The organism is Fodinibius sp. (genome assembly GCF_041642155.1).
Lineage (GTDB): Bacteria > Bacteroidota > Rhodothermia > Balneolales > Balneolaceae > Fodinibius.
In genome coordinates, this window is record NZ_JBEPWZ010000001.1 from 11755 (window position 1) to 31318 (window position 19564).

A 19564-nucleotide genomic window follows, 5' to 3' on the forward strand; every position below is an offset into this window, starting at 1 on the left:
ACGTAAAGTAATAAGTTTTACCCTTCACCGGCTGTACCATTAGCCTAATTTCCGATTCATACCATAAAAAAGGCGCTTACCTTCTGCGGGTAAGAAGGTTAATTCAAAAGCCCATAACGAGTAGGCGGAACCTAAGCCTTGGCCGGCTTGACAGTTTCACTTTTACCGAAAGGCAACCAGCTTTTTTCCCTGACCCTGGCCAGTACATTTTCCGCAGCCACATAGACTACCGGGATAAATACCAGGGTAACGAGCGTTGATGCCGCAAGTCCCCCAATCACCACCCGCGCCAGGGAAGCCTGAAGTTCGGCTCCGGATCCGAAACCAAAAGAGAGCGGAAGCAACCCTAAAATCGTGGTAAGCGTGGTCATCAGGATGGGCCGCAGGCGCAATTTCCCCGAGTGAATAACAGCCTCGCGAATATTCATATGGTGTTCGCGGCGCATAAGATTGATATAATCGACCAGCACAATAGCGTTATTCACCACGATCCCGATCAGCATTACGATACCCATCATGCTTTGCATATTAATGGTCGTGCCGGTAATCATCAGGGTGGGGATCACCCCGATAATAGCCAACGGTACGGAAAACATGACCACCAGGGGATCAAAGAAGCGCTCAAACTGGGCCGCCATAACCATATAGATAAGGATCAGCGCCATGATAATAGAAAGGCGAAAATCAGCCGCGGCCTTCTGCTGTTCTTCATATTCTCCGCCGTAGACAATGGAAAAACCCTCCGGCAGCTGCATGTCGGAAAGCTTATCCCGGATCATCTCCACGGCTTCTCCCAGGGCCACTCCACTCTCCAGGTTCGCTGAAATATAGGAAACCCGCTGGCTGTTCACCCTGTTGATGTCCGTCGGCCCCCGTCCCTTGCTTTTGGAAACCACCGCCGAAACGGGCAGGACTTGTCCCCCGGGCGTGCGGATCGAAATATTTTCGAGGTCGGTCGTGCTGAGTCGGTCTTCCGGCTGCAGGCGGACCGTAATCGGGAATTCATCGCCGCCTACGCGGTATGTTCCGGCCCGGCTCCCCCCCACATTGGTCTGAATTACCTGGGCGACTTCACGGACCGAAAGACCAAGATCGGCAATTTTTTCCCGATCAAAGACCATATTCTGCTCCGGTCGCCCCTCGCGCCGGTCGGTTCGGACCCCCGTTACCTCCGGGATTTCTTCCATCCGGCGTTTAATTTCTTCGGACAGTGTTTTGGCCTGGTCCAGGTTATAGCCCCGCAGCTGCACCTCTACCTCTTCACCCCCTCCCGAGCCGAACAGCCTGCGCAGCATCCACAGCCCCGACTGGGCGCTTACCCGTATATCGCCGCCCGGGACAAGGCCAGCCACATTGTCCCGGATTTGATCGGCAATCCTGGAGGTGCTCATCGATCGCTGAGAGGCTTCCACCATAGCTACTTCTACTTCCGCCCGCCCGTCACGTACGTCAGTTGTTATATGCCTGACATCTTCCATGGGCAGGTTGGCGCGGACCGCCTGTTCCAGCTCTTGCAAATATTCGTTTTGCACGGCAATATTTGTTCCTTCGGCCATCATGAAATCCACATCAATTTCATCCGCATCCGATTGCGGGGTAAGCTCAACCGGTATCAGGGGAATAAGCAGCACACACCCTATAACCAACGCCCCCGTAACCCCAAAGACCAGGGGCTTCCGCTGGAGTGTACGATCAATAAGCTTGGCATATTTATGCTCCATGACTGCAAAAATTCGCTGAAACCAGTTCTTTTGCTGGGCTTTCTCGGAACCGGCGGGCTGGATAGTCAGGAACTTGCTGCAGAGCATCGGCACCAGCGTAAGAGCGACGAAAAGGGAGCACACGAGGGCAAAGACGACGACCAGTGCCAGCTGCTGGAATATCGAGCCCGAAATAGTCTGCATGAACACCACCGGCAGAAATATGACGGAAGTGGTAATGGTGGAAGCTACAATAGCCCCACCCACCTCGCGCGTTCCGACCAGGGCGCTGGCTTGAAGGTCTTTGCCTCGCTCCTCCCGGAGCCTGATAATATTTTCAAGCACCACAATGGCATTATCAACAATAAGGCCCACCCCCAGGGCAAGTCCCCCAAAACTCATCTGGTTCAGCGTCAGGCCGTTAAAATAAAGCAGCGCAAAGGTGGCAATAATTGAAATCGGAATGGAAACGGCAATAATAAAGGTTGACGAACCATTTCTCAGGAACAGATATAAAACAACAATCGCAAGGAGCGCCCCCCAGACAGCCGAATTTTGCACATTATTGATCGAGTTTTGAATAAACTCGCTTTGATCCGTCGTCACGAACAGGTTCATGTCGTCGCGCTCCAGGTTGACCCGCTCGATCTCATCCCGGATGTCGTCCGCAACAGCCACCGTATTGGCGCCCGTTTGCTTACGGATACCAAAACGGACCATCGGTTTTTTATTGATGGTTACCAGCCGGTTCAGATCCTCGTATCCCCATTTCACCTCTGCAACATCCTCAACACGGATAGGCTTGCCATCCTCCATGGCGATAATGGTGTTGGAAATTTGGTCGAGCGACTCGTATTCGCCCAGCGTGCGGACGTATAACTGCTGTACTCCCGAGTTCACATTCCCCCCCGGCAGGTTTACATTTTCACTGGCAATCGCCTGTTGTACCTGGGCAGAGGATAACCCGCTGGCAATGAGCCGGTCCCGCTTGATATCTATGTGTACCTCTTTATAGACGCCGCCCCAGATATCAATGGAACCGACCCCTGCAATTTGGTCGAAACGCTTGGTCACTTCGCGTTCCAGCACCTGCGTAAGCTCCTGGAGATTCATATCCGAATTTGCTCCCACAATGACCACGGGAAAGTTATTGGGATCGAATTTCCATATCCGTGGCGGCTCAGCTTCGGGCGGGAGTTCATCCCGAACACGGTCTAAGGCGGCCCGAATATCGTTGGCCGCAACATCTATATCTGTCCCCTGGGCAAATTCAAGCGTTACCCGGCTCTGTCCTTCTGAAGAACTCGAGCGTACGCGCTCTACCCCCGGAACGCCTGCAATAGTATTCTCTATACGCTGGGTAATAATTTTTTCAATTTCCTCTGACCCTACATTGGGATATTCCGTCGCCACGGTCAGCTGCGGGTATTCAACCGGCGGCAGCAGATCCACCGGCAGGTAGCGGAAAGACGTGATCCCCAGAACGACGATAATAAGAAATAGCATCGTCGTAGCGATGGGACGTTTGACAGCGGTTTCAGTAATCTTCATAACAGTGATATTTAGTCAATCATGGTGGATCATATGAGTTAGAGAAATCGTGGCGAGCTATTCTCCATCCAGGACGCGTTGCAGTAAATCCTGGCGCTGCAGTCCCTGGAGTGCTAAAATTCGATCCCAGGAACTGGCACGCACGCGGGCTTGACCGGGACCGGTCACAAGCAGATCCTGTCCCACCGTGACCACCCAGCTTCCGGATTCGATACCTTCAATACCGACTTCCAGCCGGCCTTCGGCAACGACGTCAACCGGCTGAAACTGCACCTCGGTCGGCTCTGTCAGCGGAGGCAGGTTTTCACCATCACCCTGTTCGGCAGGCTCTATTTCACTGCCCAGCGAAGTGGCAACGTAGACTCCATCCTCTCCGGTATTGGGATCCGTAAAAAGCGCGCTCGACGGGATGATCGTGGCCTGCCGGCTCTCCCCGTAGAGAATATCTACCGGGACGAACATTCCAGGGCGCAGGTTGTGATCGCGGCTGGCGACATCAATTTCACCTTCGGTACTCCGGGTAATATTATTCAGAAAAGGCGAAATGCGGGATAGTTTGGCTTCAATAACTTCGCGGTTCCCCCCGGCTGTGGACCCGGTATAAATGCGGGCGGTCTGACCAATCTGTACTTTGTTCAGCATATCATCCGTCAAAACCACTTCTATACGCAGATTTTTCAGATCGCCAATGGTAAAAAGAGGCGAATTGGGACCGACCTGCATGCCCACTTCTGCGTTGCGTTGTCCCACGGTCCCGTTTATGGGCGCACGAATAACGGTCTTTGACAACATGTCCCGTTGTTCCTCCACGCTCGATTCGGATTGTTCCAGCTGAGCTTCGGCCAGTTCTATGTCTGCTTCCGCAGATGACATCTGAGCTTCGAGGGTCTCCATCTCCATATCACTTGAAAGGTTTTTATCGCTGAGCTGTTTCGTACGTCTGTATTGCGCTTCCAGCTCTTTATAACGCGCCTGCGCCTGCTTCAACCTTGCCTGGTTAATACGGGCGTTCGCACGGGCTTGCTCGACCTGCTCCCGGTACTGGCGATCTTCCAGTGAGATGAGGGACTCCCCTTTGCGGACGGAATCGCCGGTCTGGACGTGGATCTGCGAGACTTTCCCGGATATCTCGGGGTAGAGTTGCACCTGGTTCTGGGCGACCACGGTGCCGCTCAATCGCTCAGACAGGGGCAGCGACCCATATCGTGCCTGTACCGCTTCTACAGCCGGGATAGTGGAAGTGTTGGGCCCTTCTTCACTGCTATCTGAAGAGCCATAGCAGGAGACCAGCAACATCGCCGCCAGGAACAGGAGAATAGTATGGATGGAAATATCAGACTTTAAAAAGATCATTCGTTGCTTGTATGAACATTCATGTTACGTTCTCAAATAACTGTAGAGGATTTTGACCGATCTGTGGGGCGGCTGGTTTGGCCGTTCACTGAGGGTAGCTTCGCTACTGGTTAAACTCCGTCTGTCTCGCAGCGGGGCGGTTCGGGCGTCCGATGTCCGATGGAAGAGGAGGGTTACCTTATTAGCTACTTGCTTAAACCGGCTGGCCGCATCTGCATTGCCCCGGGGACGGAGATAGTATATAATATAAGTCCTCACAAAAAACAGTATTGGTTAAAATATATATCAAATTTTAATCAAAACTTGCATTAAGAGATGTAATATCTTATTAGAATTAAATAAAGGGCATAATTCTGAAGAAAAACTGAGTTTTGGGCTGTAAAATCTCTCGCCGGGATTTATTTAATGTAATTTTACAAACATCCGTTCGTCATCGGTCCTGATGACAACCCACAATAAAAGAAACATCAGCACGTATTTCATCACAACGAGTGTTCTTGACAAATAAATACTCCCGGTCAGGAATAACAGGCCGCCCCGAATCCCGGGCAGTTGGAGTAATGAAATGGGATGAGTACCTTGTGTTTTCCCTGTAGTCCCATAACCGGTACCAGGGGTACAATGAACCAAATCGCGAAATTTACACGGGCGGGAGGCGCGTTACCCCAGACGATCGTGTTCAACCAGAACTGATACCCATATGCAACTAAAACCGATAAAAAGGCAAGCTACAAGCCAGCAGCGAATCCATTCAGGCACGCTATGGATACTGTAACACAGGCCACCCTCGGGGCGGCCGTCGGGGAGATGGTACTGGGCAAGAAGATAGGCAACAAAGCTCCTCTGTGGGGAGCCGTCCTGGGCATAGTACCCGACCTTGACGTCCTAACCATTCCCTTTGTCAGCAACATGCAGGCCCTGGCCATCCACCGGGGCATTACGCATTCGATAGTTTTCTGCGTGGCGGCCGCGATACTGCTGGGCTGGATGCTCGACCGGCTCTACCGCAAGGAGAGTGTAGGATGGCGCAACTGGTCGTGGATGGCATTTTGGACGCTGTCCACGCATGTTTTTATTGATGTCTGTACTTCCTACGGCACCCAGATACTGCAACCGTTCAGTAACAGGCTCTTTAGTTTAGATACAATCTTTATCGTCGACCCTTTCTACACCCTGCCCCTCGTAATCGGTATCCTCATTGCGCTCTTTATTCGGCGAGAGTCAACCGCGAGACGGTGGGCCAATTATGCCGGTATTGCGGTCAGCTCCCTGTATCTTTTGGCCGGACTGGCCGTCAAATCACACGTAAATGCGGTTTTCGAACGGAACTTCGAGGCAGAAACCATCACTCCCGAACAGTACATCACCACGCCTACGCCCTTTAATATTTTTCTGTGGACGGGCTATGGCGAACAAGGGGATACGCTTTATGCCGGGCTCTATTCCCTTTTCGATGATGAGGACGATATCCGGTTCCACCGGATAGCACAAAATGAAAAACTCCTGGAGCCGTACCGGGGACAACCCGCCGTCGACCGGCTGCTTTGGTTCTCGCGGGGTTATTTTGTGGCGGATAAAGGTGCGAATGGTGAACTGTTTGTTCACGACCTGCGCTTCGGACGATCGGATTTTTGGCTTACCGGTCAGCCGGCCCCCTACGTTTGGAATTACCAGCTGCAGTTTAACAAGGATTCAACCCGGGTCACGGGATTTCGCCATTTTCAGCCCGACTTCGAGCGTCGTGCAGCGCTGCTCGGTCAATTGATGGATCGCATATTTACAGGAAGAACGGGGCTCCACCAACCCCATTCTTCGAGGTGAGAAATGCCGGCTCGCCTTAAAGCCCGACACCGGACATTGACCGGGGACAACCCGCTGTTGTGCGGGTTACCCCTCAACACTCAACCCAGGCTCCCTCCTTATCGCTTTGCACCACCGCCTCTATCACCTTCATGTTGGCCACGGCATCATCGAGCCTGGTAGGCACTTCTCTATCCTCGAGTATGGCTTTGGAAAACAGCTCGCCCTGAACCGTATACTGATTGGCCGTCTCAAAGTGGATCTTCCGGCTTTCGTTATCGGTGTGCAGGTGAATAGACGTTGGTTTGTCAACGGGAGCGTTAAAGGGCATATCGATCTCCATTTTCCCCTTGGTCCCAAAAATACGCACACTTTGATGCGGTGCCAGCTGGGTGGCACAGGTAAAGGTAGCCGTCCCCCCGGGAAATGCCATGACCCCGGAGGTGAGCCGGTCGATCCCCAGATCGGGATCGATTTCTCTGGTACCAAAAACTTTGTCGGGTTCTTGCCCAAACAGAAAACGGGGTACTGAAATGCAGTAACAGCCTATATCCATAAGTCCGCCCCCGCCTATATCGGGCTTGTTGCGTACATTTTCGGGGTCGTCATTGTAATAGGAAAAGAATGACCGGATGGTACGCACCTCCCCCAGAATACCGCTTTCAACCAGTTCTTTGGCCCTGACCCAGCGCGGGTGGTGCCGGTACATAAAGGCTTCCATCACCTTTAGATCCGGATACTTGCGGGTTTCAAAAAGCAACTTTTCGGCTTCATCCACACAGAGTCCGATCGGTTTTTCACAGAGCACATGCTTGCCGGCTTCCAGTGCTTTTACCGACCAGGGCACATGCAAGTGGTTGGGGAGCGGGTTGTAGACGGCCTCGACCTCCGGAAGCGCCAGGAGCTCCTCGTATGACCCGACGGCCCTGTCGATGCCCAGCTGGCCGGCGGCCTCCCGGGCCCGCTCGCCACTTCGGGATGAAATAGCCACAATTTCACAGTGGTCGGCCTGCTGCATCGCCGGGATGACCTTCTCAACCCCGATCTTAGCGGTACTCAGTATGCCCCAGCGGATGGTTCGCTTTTTTTCCATAATTACAGATCAAATAAGTATTGGTAATGTATATTGCGGTTCGTTTTATGACTCCTCGCCGGACTCGTCCTCATTACCTCCGACCTGGGGGGGCAGCTGCACCCCCGACATATTTTTAAATACCTCCAGCATCTCCATAGGCAGGGGGATAAATGCGAAGGTCGCGTTTTCCTCGCTGATATCGGTCATCGCCTGCAGAAAACGGAGCTGCAGGGCCATCGGAGCTTCTTTCATCATGGTAGCGGCTTCAACAAGTCGTTCGGCGGCCTGGAACTCTCCTTCGGCGTTAATCACCTTGGCGCGGCGCTCACGTTCGGTTTCAGCCTGCCGGGCCATTGCTCTTTTCATATTTTCAGGTAATACTACGTCACGGACTTCCACCGAAACCACCTTAATGCCCCAGGGGTCGGTCTGGCGGTCAATAATCTCCTGAATATTTCTATTCACTTTTTCGCGTTCCGCCAGCAGTTCATCCAGTTCTACCTGTCCCACAATGCTGCGCAGGGTCGTTTGAGCCAGCATGGACGTTGCATGGATATATTGCTCGACCTGTATGACGGCATCTTCCGCATCGATAACCCGAAAAAAGGTAATGGCATCCACATTCACCGTCACATTGTCTTTGGTAATGACCTCCTGCTTATCCACATTAATGGTCAAAACCCGGAGATCCACCCGCTCTATCTTATCAATAAAGGGAATAAGAAAAATAAGTCCGGGTCCCTTGGTTCCCTTGTACTTTCCAAGCCGAAAAATAACCGCCCGTTCATACTCCCTGAGGATCTTAAACATCTGGGGCAACAGGATAGCCGCCAGCACTGCAATGGTAATAATCCATGTGAGAGAGTTGATAAATTCATCTCCGTTTTCCATATCAGTATAAATTTTAGTGGTGTTTTCTATTAAGTGCTGCGTTTTACTTTGGCCGTGAGGCCGTTAATTTCAATAATTTTACATGTTTCCCCCTCCCCGATTTCCTCATCACTGACCGCATTCCAGTATTCTCCACTGATAAAAATGCGTCCCCTGCCCTCTTTGATGGGCTCTACTATCTCCGCCTCGCGGCCAATCATCGATTCCTTGCCCGTTATACTGTTGGAGAACTGAATCCGGATCCCCTCTGTCACGATCCAGACAAAGAAAAGGGTGGTCAGTACCGTGGCCGGAACAAGCCATGCCCACGAAAGCGCCATAGACTGTGGCAAGTCCTGAAACAGCATGAGTGCCCCCAGGAAAAAAGCAACAGCCCCACCCCCGATCAGTATACCAAAAGCCGGGGTAAACGCTTCGGCAACAAAAAGAACAATCGCCAGACCAATGAGTGCAAAACCTGCAATATTGATGGGCATGGAGGCCGAAGCATAAAGCACCAGTATCAGTGCGATAACACCTGCCACGCCCGGGACGATGGCGCCCGGATTCGTGACTTCGCCGATAATCCCGTAGATGGCGATCATGGTGAGAATGAGCATGACTTCGGGACGCATGATGAAGCTCAGGAGCGTTTCTGCCAAATTCGTGGGAATTTCTTCGATTTTGGCATTTCGGGTTTGCAGGGTATCGCCGCCTATCACCCGACCGTCAATCTGTTCGAGCAACTCCTCCCGGTCATTGGAGATAAAATCGATAACATTCAGTTCAAGTGCTTCGGCGGCGGTAATGGATTCCCCGTCGCGGACTGCGGATTTCGCCCACTCGGCATTGCGGTCCCGCCGGTTCGCCACGCTTTCGATAAAACTTTCCGAATAGTTAAAAATTTTCTTCTGCATCACCGAGTCCTGCTGACCTCCTCCCATCTGTACCGGCGAGGCGGCCCCAATGGTTGTGGCGGGAGCCATGGCGGCAATATGGGCAGCCATGGTGATAAAGGTGCCCGCACTGGCCGCCCGTCCCCCTTCGGGAGCTACATAGACGACGACAGGCATATCATCGGACTCCAGGAACAGCTGTACAATATCCTTGGTGGATTCCAGCAGACCGCCCGGGGTGTCCAGTTGAATAATAAGCGCTTCGGCCCGCAGCTCTCTCGCCCTTGCCATTCCGCGATTTATGTAATTGGTGGTCGTGGGAGAAATAGACCCCTCGACCGAAATCATGGCTACCCGGGTGGTGGACGTGTCGGATACGGCGGCGGTATCCTCCTGGGCCTTCCCGTGCCCGGCTGCCAGGCATAACAGTGCTATGATGATCGTCAATTGCTTCATATATGTAAGATATCAAAAAGGACTTCGGAAGCAATAGATACTGCTGATTTTCTGCCCGTCTATATATTTATATAAAAACCGCATATTGAAATATGTAAAATGACTCCCAGAAGTAAGGGGAGCGGGAAAAAAGAAACGGAAAAATCATGTTTAATATAGCTAACTTTCCAATTAGTTTCTATTGATTTACTTAAAATCAGGGGTTATGTTTACCCAAGTAGGATTAACTAATTAATTGGTTTATACTATGTCTGACAAAATGAAGAATACCCGCTCGGAGATCGCGCATGCGGCCCGGGCAGAATTTGTAGCCCATGGTTATGAAGGAGCCCGCCTGCAGAAAATAGCAGACCGGATCGGCGTTACCAAGGCGATGATTCATTATTACTTTAATACCAAAAGGGAACTATTCGAGCATGTGTTCCGGCAGTCCGTCGAGGAGATGTTCAGCGGATTGGCGGAGTTGCTGGACAAAAATATTCCCCTCTTCAAGAAAATCGAGCAGCTGATTTCCGCTTGTCATAATAAAGCCGAAAGCGATCCCGGGGTTTTGGGGTTTGTGCTCACCGAAAGCAACCGGAACGCCGACTGGCTGCTGCCCGTCATCGAGGAAGAGATCACCCTGGAGAAGTCTGCATTTGCCGAGCAGATAGAAGAAGCGTCCGCCAGCTACACTATAACCTCGGTGGATCCAAACCAGCTGCTGCTGAATATCTTTTCGCTGTGTTACTATCCCTCGCTGTCGGCGCCTGTCAACCGGGCGGTATTGACCGACGGCGACGACAAGTCCGGCCGGGAGCTGACGGCCGGCCGCCAGGGCATCGTACTCGATACGATCTTAAACTGGCTGACGGCTTAGAGGGCTGCAAGGGGCATTTTACGTCCTGCCAAAAAAAGCACAGTCTTTTTTGTGGTGAAAAACAAGAACGCAAACGGGAAAACGAAACCTACTCGAAGCTTGAATTCATGACGAATTCTCCTTGACATGGCGGATGGCTTCCCTGATGATATCCAGCATCAGTTCGACTTCATCGAGGTGGGTACGGAAGTTAAGCGGTGCAATGCGCACATAAATCGTTCCGTTGATGTGGGTAGAAGAGAGGAAGATTCGTCCGTCGCGGTGGATGTAATCCACGAGCTTTTTATTAAAATCGTTGGGATCCCCCGAATCGGGAACATATCGAAAAAATAAGATGGACAACTCTGGTTCCGGTCCCACTTCAATACCTTCTATTTTCTGTATTTCTTTATAACAATACCGGGTGAGCAGCAATTTTTCTTCCAGAGCCGCCCGGAACGGTGCTATCCCCAGAAGCTGGAGCGGCAGCCACATCCGCAGGCCGCGAAAATGTTTGGAAAGTTCCGGGGAAAGATCGGCAGGCGAATATTCTTCCGTCGCTTTAAGCGTATCCTGCAAGTAATTGGCAGACATGTGTTGCGACGCGTAGAGCTTCTCACCCTCCTTGACCAGTACCGCTCCCAGGCCATACGGAAGAAACAGGCCTTTATGGGGATCAATCGTCACGGAATCCGACCGGCTGATCCCGCGCATCACTTCTTTGCCGTGCTCGGTCAGCAGAAAAAAGCCGCCGTAGGCTGCATCCACGTGAAACCAGAGGGCATGCTTCTCGGCAATATCGGCAATATCATCCAGCGGGTCCACCGCTCCGAGGTCCGTGGTACCGGCCGAAGCAAAAATCATCAGAGGAATGCGTCCCTCCCGCTTATCCGCTTCAATATGATCCTTCAGCGACTGGGCTTTCATCCGGTAGCGATCGTCCATCTCAACCTCACGAATGGCGGCTTCCCGGAGTCCCGCAAATTTAATTGCTTTGATAACGCAGTGATGCACCTGGTGCGTGGTATAGATGACGGCCCTTTCGAAATCCCGGGACCTGATACCGGAATCATCGCGCGCCGCTACCATGCCGATCAGGTTGGCAATGGAACCACCGGAGGTGAGGTTTCCGGCCGCGTTCCCGGGATAGCCGATCAGATCGCATATCCACCGGATGCACATATTTTCAATCCGTACCGCCCCGGGCGAGGTAAAAAACATCCCCGCATACCGGTTGGTAACGGCCGCCAGAAAATCGGCCACAGCAGAGGGATACACGCCGCCGCCGGGTATATAGCCGGCATGTCGCCCCGAAGCGGGATTAAGTCCCGGCCGGTCCACCTCGGAGTCCAGCAACTCAAGCAGCTGCGGAAATGGCCTGGAGTCTTCGCTAAAGGGCAGCTTGTACACGCCCCGACCTCTGTTCTCAGCCTCCACATGGGCTGGTTGTTCGGGAAGATCCTCCAGGAAACGCTCACTGTAGGCCTTGGCGCTATCTATAAGTTTCGTCCGATCGCCGGCGCCAAGCTCGAGCTTCCGGGCCTGGCGTTCAAGTTTTTTAATCTGTGTTTTCATATCATTTAGTAAATACTTAACCTCAAATGACTGCGTTTTATAAAAAAGCTTTGAAAAATTTGTCGAATGGCTGACTTTGTCATCCGATCAGTGACTAAAACGTCTGACCGCAGCGCGAGCTCTCAGGAGTGTATTGCACAGGTTTTTTGTAGAAGAGAAAGAGAAACAGCAACGGTATTTAAACTATAATTGTTATCTCTCTTACATTCAAAGAATGAAAATTATATTAAGCCTGTTTATGGCAGTATGAGTACTCATTATTTAGAAATATATAGTATGTACGAATGCGCTTTAGGTAACATCCTGTGACATTAGTCACGTGCGGGCCCGAGCCTGCCACTCACTGCCAAATGTAGGGTTATATAACTAAAATTAGTAGTGATATAACAAATAACAAGTTAATGAAATTCGATGATGAACAGTAATGGTTTGCGTACGGTATTCCTGATGACGCTGGTTGCGGTGTTGGTCATGTTTGTGGGCTACCTGGTGGCCGGTACCTCGGGGATGGTTATAGCATTTGTAGTGGCCACGGCCATGAATTTCTTCAGCTACTGGAAGTCCGATAAAATGGTGCTTAAGATGTACGATGCACAGCCCGTAGACCGGCAATCGCATCCGGGGCTATACCGGATGATGGAAGAGTTGACTCAAAATGCAGATCTCCCGATGCCTGCGCTGTATATCATACCGCAGCAGCAGCCCAATGCGTTTGCGACGGGACGAAATCCCGAGCATTCGGCCGTGGCTTTTACCCAGGGCATCCTGCAAACGCTGAATGAGGATGAACTGCGCGGAGTGGCGGCCCATGAGCTGGCCCATATTAAAAATCGCGACATCCTTACCTCGACCGTTGTCGCCACGGTTGTCAGCGCCCTGAGCATGCTGGCCCAGTTCGCTTATTTTATCCCGATGGGTGACCGGGACCGGGGAAATCCCCTGGTAACCATTATCGTGCTGATCACAGCCCCTCTCGCCGCCATGTTGCTGAAGGCGGCTATCAGCCGTACCCGCGAATATGAGGCTGACCGCGAGGGAGCCCGGATTTCCGGCAAGCCGCAACAGCTGGCCTCCGCGCTACAGCGCATCCAAAAAGCGGCAAAACAGATACCGATGAATGTTTCCGAATCGGCTATGCGATCCACCTCCCACATGTTTCCGGTGAATCCCTTCAGCGGCAAGCGCCTGATGAGTCTCTTTTCCACGCACCCCGAGACCGAGGAGCGGGTGGAGCGACTGATGGAGATGGGCCGGACAGGCACCTTCTGAAACATACTCCAGTCCCGCGTGGAATGGCAATCAGTGCAAAACAGCTGCGTGTTCGGTCAATTACTTACCGACTGCTCGTTGCTCTTTCCTACCCGGCTGAAGTGATCGGACGGGAAATCTACGGCCGAATGGGCTGAAAACAGATGGACCACCTCGAATTCCGCCGCCAGCAATAGGAATCCAATAATACTAAATAGAACTTTTCTATCTCCTTCCCGGTCCTCTTTTGTTAGGGGCACCCCGTTTGTATTCTTGGTTATGAGAGGGAAGAAATTGAAAGAGACAAGGCCTTATTCCTCCTCATACTGTTCGTTATAAGCATTCTTGATGCGCTGATTCATATGCCGCTTGTAATTTTCATATTCGTATTTCCGGACGGTAAATTCCGAGCGGTAATTGCCGTCATTGCATACCACCTTCAGCTTGTTGGGATGGTCGGTCTCGTTTATCTCGACACTGATGGAGCCTAATTTGTAGGAGTCAATCACAGTATTCATATTTTACTTCGGTTTGCAGCAAGATAAGACAAAACAGTTTCTTTGTGAATTTTAACTGGTGCTTTCCCAAACAGAACAGGCCCCGTTTCCTGAACGGGGCCTGCTTTTACTAACTGAAGACTGAGTCTGCTCTTGCCTCTAATCAAAACAGCTTTTGGATCTGCTGGTACGACATTTTCTGCAATTGATCTTTTGACAGCTTGTTTTTAGCCGCTACTCCTCCGGGAATAATGACGTACCTGAATTCAATCGAACTGTTGAAACCGGTGCTGCCACTGTTGTCCATCGTAAAACGGGTTATCAACAGCCTGTTCAGGCGGGGGAGAAAGTCCATGACATTCGCCGCACCGCCGGCATACCCTGTATAGGGAAGCGGGTATACACTATCAAAGAATCTCATATAGACATTGACCACGCCCTGATCCAGGATTTCCTGCGAAAGCTGAGGAGCATTGATATCACCCACCTTTAATTTACTTCCGTCAATGGTTGTGTCACGTACAGCAGAATCGAGGGTAGTCCAGGAAGAGTATATCACATTGGCCGTCCCTTTCAGGCTGATCGGCGTCCCCCAGCCACTGCCAGATTTGGGTCCATAAAGTTCATAGTCAGCTTTATCGAGATAATAGTCACCGGTCGCACCCAGTGAAGCCCCCGGCGAGCCGGTCCCGGCATATATTTGGCTGCCGTCCTCACCGTCCTGCCCGTCCTCGCCGTCCTGCCCGTCCTGCCCGTCTTTCCCGTCAGCGCCGTCCTGTCCATCGGCTCCATCTTGTCCGTTCTCACCGGCCGGTCCTTTCAGACTTATCGGGGTCCCCCATCCGTCATCGCCCTTGGGTCCATAGAGTTCACCGGTGTCCTTATTCAAGTAGTAATCTCCGTTTTCCCCGACCTCGGCTGAAGGAGTTCCGGCATCTGCATGAATGACACTGCCATCCTCACCGGCCGGTCCCACCGATCCTGCCGGTCCCTGCGGCCCCTGTGTTCCCTGTACTCCCTCGGGGCCCTGGGGACCTTCGCAGCCGGCCATGGTTCCCAATACCAGCGCCAAAGGTATAACCAGAAGCATGAATTTTTGGATGTAATTTTGACTAAGAGATTTCTGTGTTTTCATAATAAGATATTAAGTGCGTTCTTTTGTGTTAGGTATTGATGATTAGTTTACGGGGAGATATTACATCCCTGCTTTATTTACATTGTATGTATACGTAACATTATTCGGAAAGAGCTCAAGCCGGTGCGGTGCCCGCACATAACGGAAATCACAAGCCGATGGTGGCAGCCCCGGTAATCTTTCGGTTGAGATTCTCCCTGTTTCTCCTAACTTATAGGAGCTTTACCCGTATCTAACTACGCCCGACAGACAGGGTTAACCGTAAGTCAGTTACCAGTTACAACCAATAGGCGCCCATGTACCGTAATAGCGAACCATCCAAATGCGATCCGCCGGGCACATTCCGGGAAGTTGTAGCGCATCCCGGGGGATATAATCGCGTAATCGAGAAGGCCATTATGATGGAGCATCGTTTTGCCTTTGTTTTCTGGATGAAATGGAAACGAGCGCTGCAGCAGCGCAGCTGGCTCCGCCAGCCCGCGCCCACCCTGGTTACGATTGACTGGCACCGGGATCTGGCTCCGCCGGAGGATCACCATAAGAGGCAGCTTGAGAAGCTCGACCCCTCGAACCTGTCGGATACCGCAAACTATGTGTGGGCGCAGTTTGCTCACACCAACGATGGACATATCCTCTCTGCAGCCTGGCTGAACCTGATCGGGGATATCGTCCTGCTTAAAAATGCAGCGGGTCCCCTGCGTGACACGTTCACGGACCGGGAGGACAACAGCCATCAGATTTTCGAATTCAGAACATACAAACGGTTTGAAGAATTTTTGACCGGACGTGACGATCACAATATCTTCCTGGATATCGATCTCGATTATTTCATCCACGGCAAAGGCAATGTCTTTTACCCGGGCACCTTCAAACCTTACTCGGAGACCGAAATCAAGGCCGTAATCGACCATCAAAGCCCGGTTTTCGACTATCTGTTGCCCCGGACGGACGGGCTCACCATCGCTCAGGAACCCTCATACTGCGGGGGAATTGCCAACTCGTGCAGCATTTTAAAGGTGGTGAACAATCAACTCTTTGATGATCACAATAACTGGAAACACCTGGAAAACAGCTAACCAATTGATCCATGATCTATATTGTAATGGGCGTTTCGGGCTCCGGCAAAACGGTAGTGGGACAAAAACTGGCGCGGCGGCTGGGTGTCCCTTTTCATGACGGGGATAACTTTCATCCGCAGGACAATATAAAGAAAATGGAATCGGGCCGGCCGCTTAACGACCGGGACCGTCGTCCCTGGCTCGAGACGCTGGCCCGGAAAATAGCCGAGTGGCATATCTCGGGCGGAGCCGTCCTGGCGTGTTCGGCGCTCAAAAAAAAATATCGGGATCTTCTTTGCTCCAGACAGAATGCCCAATTTATTTATTTAAAAGGACCCATCCCGCTAATTGCGGAACGAATGGCGGACCGGACAGGTCATTTTATGCCTGAAAAATTGCTGGAATCCCAGTTTGAAGCCCTGGAAGAACCTTCCGAAGCCATCACCGTTTCCATTGAACCGCCGCCGGAAGAGATCGTATCGGCTATCCTCGGGCAGCTTCAACCAAAAGAAGAGGGCTGAGCGGCATGATTTCTTTTTACCAGAAAACCACTTGGAAGCGCCAAGAACCTGACCTCTTTCTGACAAAACACAAAGTCATATGCCAGCGTACAAGCTGAATATTTCCTGCGGCCTGCCGGACGTTAACATCCTCTTGCAAGCTCATTCAAAGTTTTGCATCTTTGCTGTCGATTCGGTTGCTAACAGAAAGAGTAACATGTTTAAAATCCTGTTTATTATTAACCTACTCGTTGTGCGGCTGGTTTCCAAATGGGCCTTCCGTGTCCATAAAACCTGTAACCATTGGTTTTGCAGGGACACTGACAGGAGTTGCCTCCCGTTAGCATGCCGTCAGGTCAGGTATCCGCACAAAACGTTAATTAACAATACCGATTCATGAAAAAAGCGGATATCGGCATTTACGGGCTGGGGGTGATGGGACGTAACCTGGCCCTTAATTTTAACGATCACGAGTTCGGGGTGTCGGTCTACAACCGCAATCTTCCGGGCGAAGAGGACCTTATAGCTGCTTTTTCATCCGGTGAAGCCGCAGGAACCCCCATCCGGACCTTTAACGAGGTAGAATCATTTGTAGCTTCGCTGGAAAGGCCGCGCAAAATACTGCTCATGGTGAAAGCCGGTCCCCCGGTAGATGCGGTCATCGATCAGCTCACCCCCCTCCTCGATGAAGAGGATATCCTGATTGACGGGGGCAATACGCATTACAGCGATACCAACCGGCGCCTCGAAACGCTTTCCCAGCGACATCTCCGCTACATAGGTATGGGGGTATCCGGCGGGGAAGAAGGCGCGCGCCACGGTCCCTCGCTGATGCCGGGCGGGAATGCAGAAGCCTGGCCGCCCGTGCAACCGCTCCTGGAGTCCATCGCGGCTCCATCACCTGAAGGAGGTTCCTGCTGCGCGTGGATGGGCCCCCAAAGCGCGGGGCATTTTGTAAAGATGGTCCATAACGGCATTGAATACGCAATCATGCAGCTTATCGCCGAATGTTACCAGCTGATGCGCAACGGGTTGAACATGGAAAACCAGGCCATCGCCCATACCTTTGAGTCCTGGGACAGCGGGTTATTAAACAGCTACCTGCTGGAAATTACCACCCGCATTTTTAACACTGAAGATGAAAGCGGCAGCCTTGTTCTCGATCACATCCTCGACAGGGCGGGCCAGAAGGGGACGGGGCGGTGGACCGCCCTTACGGCCCTGGAACTGGGCGTCCCGCTGCCGCTGATTACGGAATCGGTTTTTGCACGAAGCATCTCCAGTTTCAAAGATTTACGCCGGCAGGCTTCCGACACTTTACGATTTGAGGCTGGAGGGGAACCAAATGCGATCAGTACTACCTCGCTGCGGGAAGCGCTGCTGGGGGGACAGCTGGTAGCTTTTGCGGAGGGGTTTTGGCTCTTGAAAACTGCCAATGAGGAGTTTGACTGGGACATACCGTTCAGCGAGGTCGCCCGGACCTGGAGCGGCGGGTGTATCATACGATCGGCATTGTTGCAGCCGATCGCCACATCGTTTCGAGAAAATCCGGATTTGCCTCACCTGCTGCTGGCTCCCGCTTTCAGGGAGATACTGAATGCCGTTCAGGGAGGGTGGCGCTCAACTGCTCGTTTCGGCGTGGAGAGGGGTATACCGGTACCCGCAACCACGGCGGCACTTTCCCATTACGACAATCTGAGCACAAAGCGGCTGCCGGCGAATCTCATCCAGGCGCAGCGCGATTATTTCGGAGCGCACCGGTATGAACGACTGGACCGGCCGGGGGGGACCTTCTTTCACACCGACTGGACCGGCGGTCATAAGGGCTAAAAAATTTGCCGTGTTATTTGGTAAAACTTAAGGGGGTAGTTATAATTAATGTTATGAACGGCCAGCCGATTCGCATTGACGGGGGGGTGGGCATTATAATAGCGGAAAGCAAAAAAGATTGACTATGGGAGTTAGCATGCAGAAGATGGAAGCTTCAATGGAATACCAACACGATGCCACCCTGGGCGAGGGTCCCGTGTGGGACGAGCGGGAGGGGCGGCTGTACTGGGTCGATATCCTCTCGGGCACCCTGTTCGTCTACGACCCTGTAACCAACCGCAACAAGGCCCATGATCTGGGGGAGCACCTCGGGGCGGTCGGGCTCCGCCGGGAAGGGGGCCTGGTGGTGGCCCTGCAATCGGGCTTTGCCTTTTACGACCCGGCGGAACGGAAGATCACGCCCATCGCGGATCCCGAAGCGGACCGGCCCGGCAACCGGTTCAACGACGGAAAATGCGACCCGTCGGGCCGATTTTGGGCGGGAACCATGTCGTATGAGCTGGAAGAGGGAGCGGGAAGCCTCTACTGCCTGAACCGGGGCCTGGAGGTGGCGGTCAGGCTACGCGGGGTGACCATCTCCAACGGGATGGCCTGGGACGAGGACCGGTTTTTCTTTATTGATACGCCCACCCGGCAGGTTATGGCCTTTGCCTATGATCAGGAGTCGGGAACCGTCGCCAGCCCGGAGATCCTGAGAACGGTGGACGAAGGGGAGGGCTACCCGGACGGGATGACCATCGACCGGGAGGGAGCGCTGTGGATAGCCCTCTACGACGGATACAAAGTAATCAGGATAGATCCCGTCAGCGGCGAAACCCTGTTTGAAGTCCACCTCCCGGTTCCCCAGGTCACCTCCTGCACCTTTGGCGGGGCGAGCTTTCGCGAGCTTTATATTACCACCGCCCGTGAGCATATGTCAGAGGAAGAGATCCAGCGGTGGCCGCTGTCGGGCTCGCTCTTTAAAGCGAGCGTCCCCTTTGGAGGCAGTCCCGCCGCCCGGTTCGGGGGATGATAGGCATATTGTCTAATGTCCCCCGCAGGCTATCACCAGCTGCGCGCAAAAGAGACAAAACTTACGCAGCGGAACCCATTGTGGTTTTTGGTGACTACGCTGCGTAACTTGAGCACTAATCCTTCAGGATTGGGTATGCCTGACGTTGAGTAAAGATGGGTCCCTCAAAG

The 19564-nt window shown here is 52.5% G+C and carries 16 protein-coding genes; 7 read left to right on the plus strand and 9 right to left on the minus strand.

Going from position 1 to position 19564, the window contains the following annotated elements; translation table 11 throughout:
- Positions 1 to 131: 131 nt before the first annotated feature.
- On the minus strand, positions 132 to 3251 hold the full coding sequence (locus ACESLU_RS00070) for an efflux RND transporter permease subunit (protein WP_372633376.1): 3120 nt from the start codon (positions 3249 to 3251) through the stop codon (positions 132 to 134).
- A gap of 57 nt (positions 3252 to 3308) precedes the next feature.
- Positions 3309 to 4604, minus strand: a complete 1296-nt coding sequence (locus ACESLU_RS00075; RefSeq protein ID WP_372633379.1) for an efflux RND transporter periplasmic adaptor subunit — start codon at positions 4602 to 4604, stop codon at positions 3309 to 3311.
- Positions 4605 to 5366: 762 nt separating this feature from the next.
- Here ACESLU_RS00075 and ACESLU_RS00080 point away from each other — a divergent pair.
- Complete coding sequence (locus ACESLU_RS00080) at positions 5367 to 6425, plus strand: metal-dependent hydrolase (RefSeq protein ID WP_372633382.1); 1059 nt, start codon at positions 5367 to 5369, stop codon at positions 6423 to 6425.
- A 73-nt stretch (positions 6426 to 6498) separates the two neighbouring features.
- On the opposite strand, the gene ACESLU_RS00085 is transcribed toward ACESLU_RS00080, so the two are convergent.
- From ACESLU_RS00085 to ACESLU_RS00095, 3 genes are read right to left on the minus strand one after another with little or no spacing between them, the layout of a single operon-like run.
- A complete protein-coding gene (locus ACESLU_RS00085) occupies positions 6499 to 7497 on the minus strand; it encodes a Gfo/Idh/MocA family protein (RefSeq protein WP_372633385.1) in 999 nt (332 codons plus the stop codon).
- Between the two features lie 45 nt (positions 7498 to 7542).
- Positions 7543 to 8370, minus strand: coding sequence for an SPFH domain-containing protein (locus ACESLU_RS00090; RefSeq protein WP_372633387.1), 828 nt, complete (start codon positions 8368 to 8370; stop codon positions 7543 to 7545).
- 29 nt (positions 8371 to 8399) lie between these two features.
- Positions 8400 to 9701, minus strand: coding sequence for a nodulation protein NfeD (locus ACESLU_RS00095; RefSeq protein ID WP_372633390.1), 1302 nt, complete (start codon positions 9699 to 9701; stop codon positions 8400 to 8402).
- Between the two features lie 247 nt (positions 9702 to 9948).
- On the opposite strand from ACESLU_RS00095, the gene ACESLU_RS00100 reads away from it, so the two are divergent.
- Positions 9949 to 10560: a TetR/AcrR family transcriptional regulator gene (locus ACESLU_RS00100; protein ID WP_372633393.1), complete on the plus strand. Its 612-nt coding sequence runs from the start codon at positions 9949 to 9951 to the stop codon at positions 10558 to 10560.
- A 105-nt stretch (positions 10561 to 10665) separates the two neighbouring features.
- Here ACESLU_RS00100 and ACESLU_RS00105 read toward each other — a convergent pair whose 3' ends face one another.
- Complete coding sequence (locus ACESLU_RS00105) at positions 10666 to 12114, minus strand: aspartate aminotransferase family protein (RefSeq protein WP_372633396.1); 1449 nt, start codon at positions 12112 to 12114, stop codon at positions 10666 to 10668.
- 411 nt (positions 12115 to 12525) lie between these two features.
- On the opposite strand from ACESLU_RS00105, the gene htpX reads away from it, so the two are divergent.
- The gene (htpX, locus tag ACESLU_RS00110) at positions 12526 to 13383 is read left to right on the plus strand and encodes a zinc metalloprotease HtpX (protein WP_372633398.1); all 858 of its coding nucleotides are present in this window, start codon (positions 12526 to 12528) and stop codon (positions 13381 to 13383) included.
- Between the two features lie 56 nt (positions 13384 to 13439).
- Here the strand turns inward: htpX and ACESLU_RS00115 are convergent, their stop codons facing one another.
- The 3 genes from ACESLU_RS00115 to ACESLU_RS00125 all read right to left on the minus strand — a co-directional run bounded on the left by ACESLU_RS00115 (position 13440) and on the right by ACESLU_RS00125 (position 14994).
- Positions 13440 to 13622, minus strand: coding sequence for a hypothetical protein (locus ACESLU_RS00115; RefSeq protein ID WP_372633401.1), 183 nt, complete (start codon positions 13620 to 13622; stop codon positions 13440 to 13442).
- A gap of 51 nt (positions 13623 to 13673) precedes the next feature.
- Entirely contained in the window at positions 13674 to 13880 is a 207-nt protein-coding gene (locus tag ACESLU_RS00120) for a hypothetical protein (protein ID WP_372633404.1), read from the minus strand.
- Between the two features lie 142 nt (positions 13881 to 14022).
- Positions 14023 to 14994, minus strand: a complete 972-nt coding sequence (locus ACESLU_RS00125) for a hypothetical protein (RefSeq protein ID WP_372633407.1) — start codon at positions 14992 to 14994, stop codon at positions 14023 to 14025.
- Between the two features lie 296 nt (positions 14995 to 15290).
- On the opposite strand from ACESLU_RS00125, the gene ACESLU_RS00130 reads away from it, so the two are divergent.
- From ACESLU_RS00130 to ACESLU_RS00145, 4 genes are all read left to right on the plus strand, one after another.
- Positions 15291 to 16070, plus strand: a complete 780-nt coding sequence (locus tag ACESLU_RS00130) for a hypothetical protein (RefSeq protein ID WP_372633410.1) — start codon at positions 15291 to 15293, stop codon at positions 16068 to 16070.
- 11 nt (positions 16071 to 16081) lie between these two features.
- Positions 16082 to 16573 (plus strand): gluconokinase, encoded by a 492-nt coding sequence (locus tag ACESLU_RS00135; protein WP_372633413.1) that lies wholly within the window; start codon positions 16082 to 16084, stop codon positions 16571 to 16573.
- A gap of 375 nt (positions 16574 to 16948) precedes the next feature.
- Positions 16949 to 18382 carry an NADP-dependent phosphogluconate dehydrogenase gene (gene gndA, locus ACESLU_RS00140; RefSeq protein WP_372633415.1) on the plus strand — a complete coding sequence of 478 codons (1434 nt, stop codon included), beginning with the start codon at positions 16949 to 16951 and terminating at the stop codon, positions 18380 to 18382.
- Positions 18383 to 18506: 124 nt separating this feature from the next.
- Positions 18507 to 19394, plus strand: coding sequence for an SMP-30/gluconolactonase/LRE family protein (locus ACESLU_RS00145; protein ID WP_372633418.1), 888 nt, complete (start codon positions 18507 to 18509; stop codon positions 19392 to 19394).
- Positions 19395 to 19564 lie beyond the last annotated feature (170 nt).

What these genes read in the sequence shown, in the direction of transcription:
- gndA (WP_372633415.1), top strand. Translation starts at nt 16,949, where the DNA reads ATGAAAAAAGCGGATATCGGCATTTACGGGCTGGGGGTGATGGGACGT.
- ACESLU_RS00125 (WP_372633407.1), bottom strand. Translation starts at nt 14,994, where the DNA reads ATGAAAACACAGAAATCTCTTAGTCAAAATTACATCCAAAAATTCATG.
- ACESLU_RS00135 (WP_372633413.1), top strand. Translation starts at nt 16,082, where the DNA reads ATGATCTATATTGTAATGGGCGTTTCGGGCTCCGGCAAAACGGTAGTG.
- ACESLU_RS00130 (WP_372633410.1), top strand. Translation starts at nt 15,291, where the DNA reads ATGTACCGTAATAGCGAACCATCCAAATGCGATCCGCCGGGCACATTC.
- htpX (WP_372633398.1), top strand. Translation starts at nt 12,526, where the DNA reads ATGATGAACAGTAATGGTTTGCGTACGGTATTCCTGATGACGCTGGTT.
- ACESLU_RS00105 (WP_372633396.1), bottom strand. Translation starts at nt 12,114, where the DNA reads ATGAAAACACAGATTAAAAAACTTGAACGCCAGGCCCGGAAGCTCGAG.
- ACESLU_RS00090 (WP_372633387.1), bottom strand. Translation starts at nt 8,370, where the DNA reads ATGGAAAACGGAGATGAATTTATCAACTCTCTCACATGGATTATTACC.
- ACESLU_RS00075 (WP_372633379.1), bottom strand. Translation starts at nt 4,604, where the DNA reads ATGATCTTTTTAAAGTCTGATATTTCCATCCATACTATTCTCCTGTTC.
- ACESLU_RS00120 (WP_372633404.1), bottom strand. Translation starts at nt 13,880, where the DNA reads ATGAATACTGTGATTGACTCCTACAAATTAGGCTCCATCAGTGTCGAG.
- ACESLU_RS00145 (WP_372633418.1), top strand. Translation starts at nt 18,507, where the DNA reads ATGGGAGTTAGCATGCAGAAGATGGAAGCTTCAATGGAATACCAACAC.
- ACESLU_RS00085 (WP_372633385.1), bottom strand. Translation starts at nt 7,497, where the DNA reads ATGGAAAAAAAGCGAACCATCCGCTGGGGCATACTGAGTACCGCTAAG.
- ACESLU_RS00080 (WP_372633382.1), top strand. Translation starts at nt 5,367, where the DNA reads ATGGATACTGTAACACAGGCCACCCTCGGGGCGGCCGTCGGGGAGATG.
- ACESLU_RS00070 (WP_372633376.1), bottom strand. Translation starts at nt 3,251, where the DNA reads ATGAAGATTACTGAAACCGCTGTCAAACGTCCCATCGCTACGACGATG.
- ACESLU_RS00100 (WP_372633393.1), top strand. Translation starts at nt 9,949, where the DNA reads ATGTCTGACAAAATGAAGAATACCCGCTCGGAGATCGCGCATGCGGCC.
- ACESLU_RS00095 (WP_372633390.1), bottom strand. Translation starts at nt 9,701, where the DNA reads ATGAAGCAATTGACGATCATCATAGCACTGTTATGCCTGGCAGCCGGG.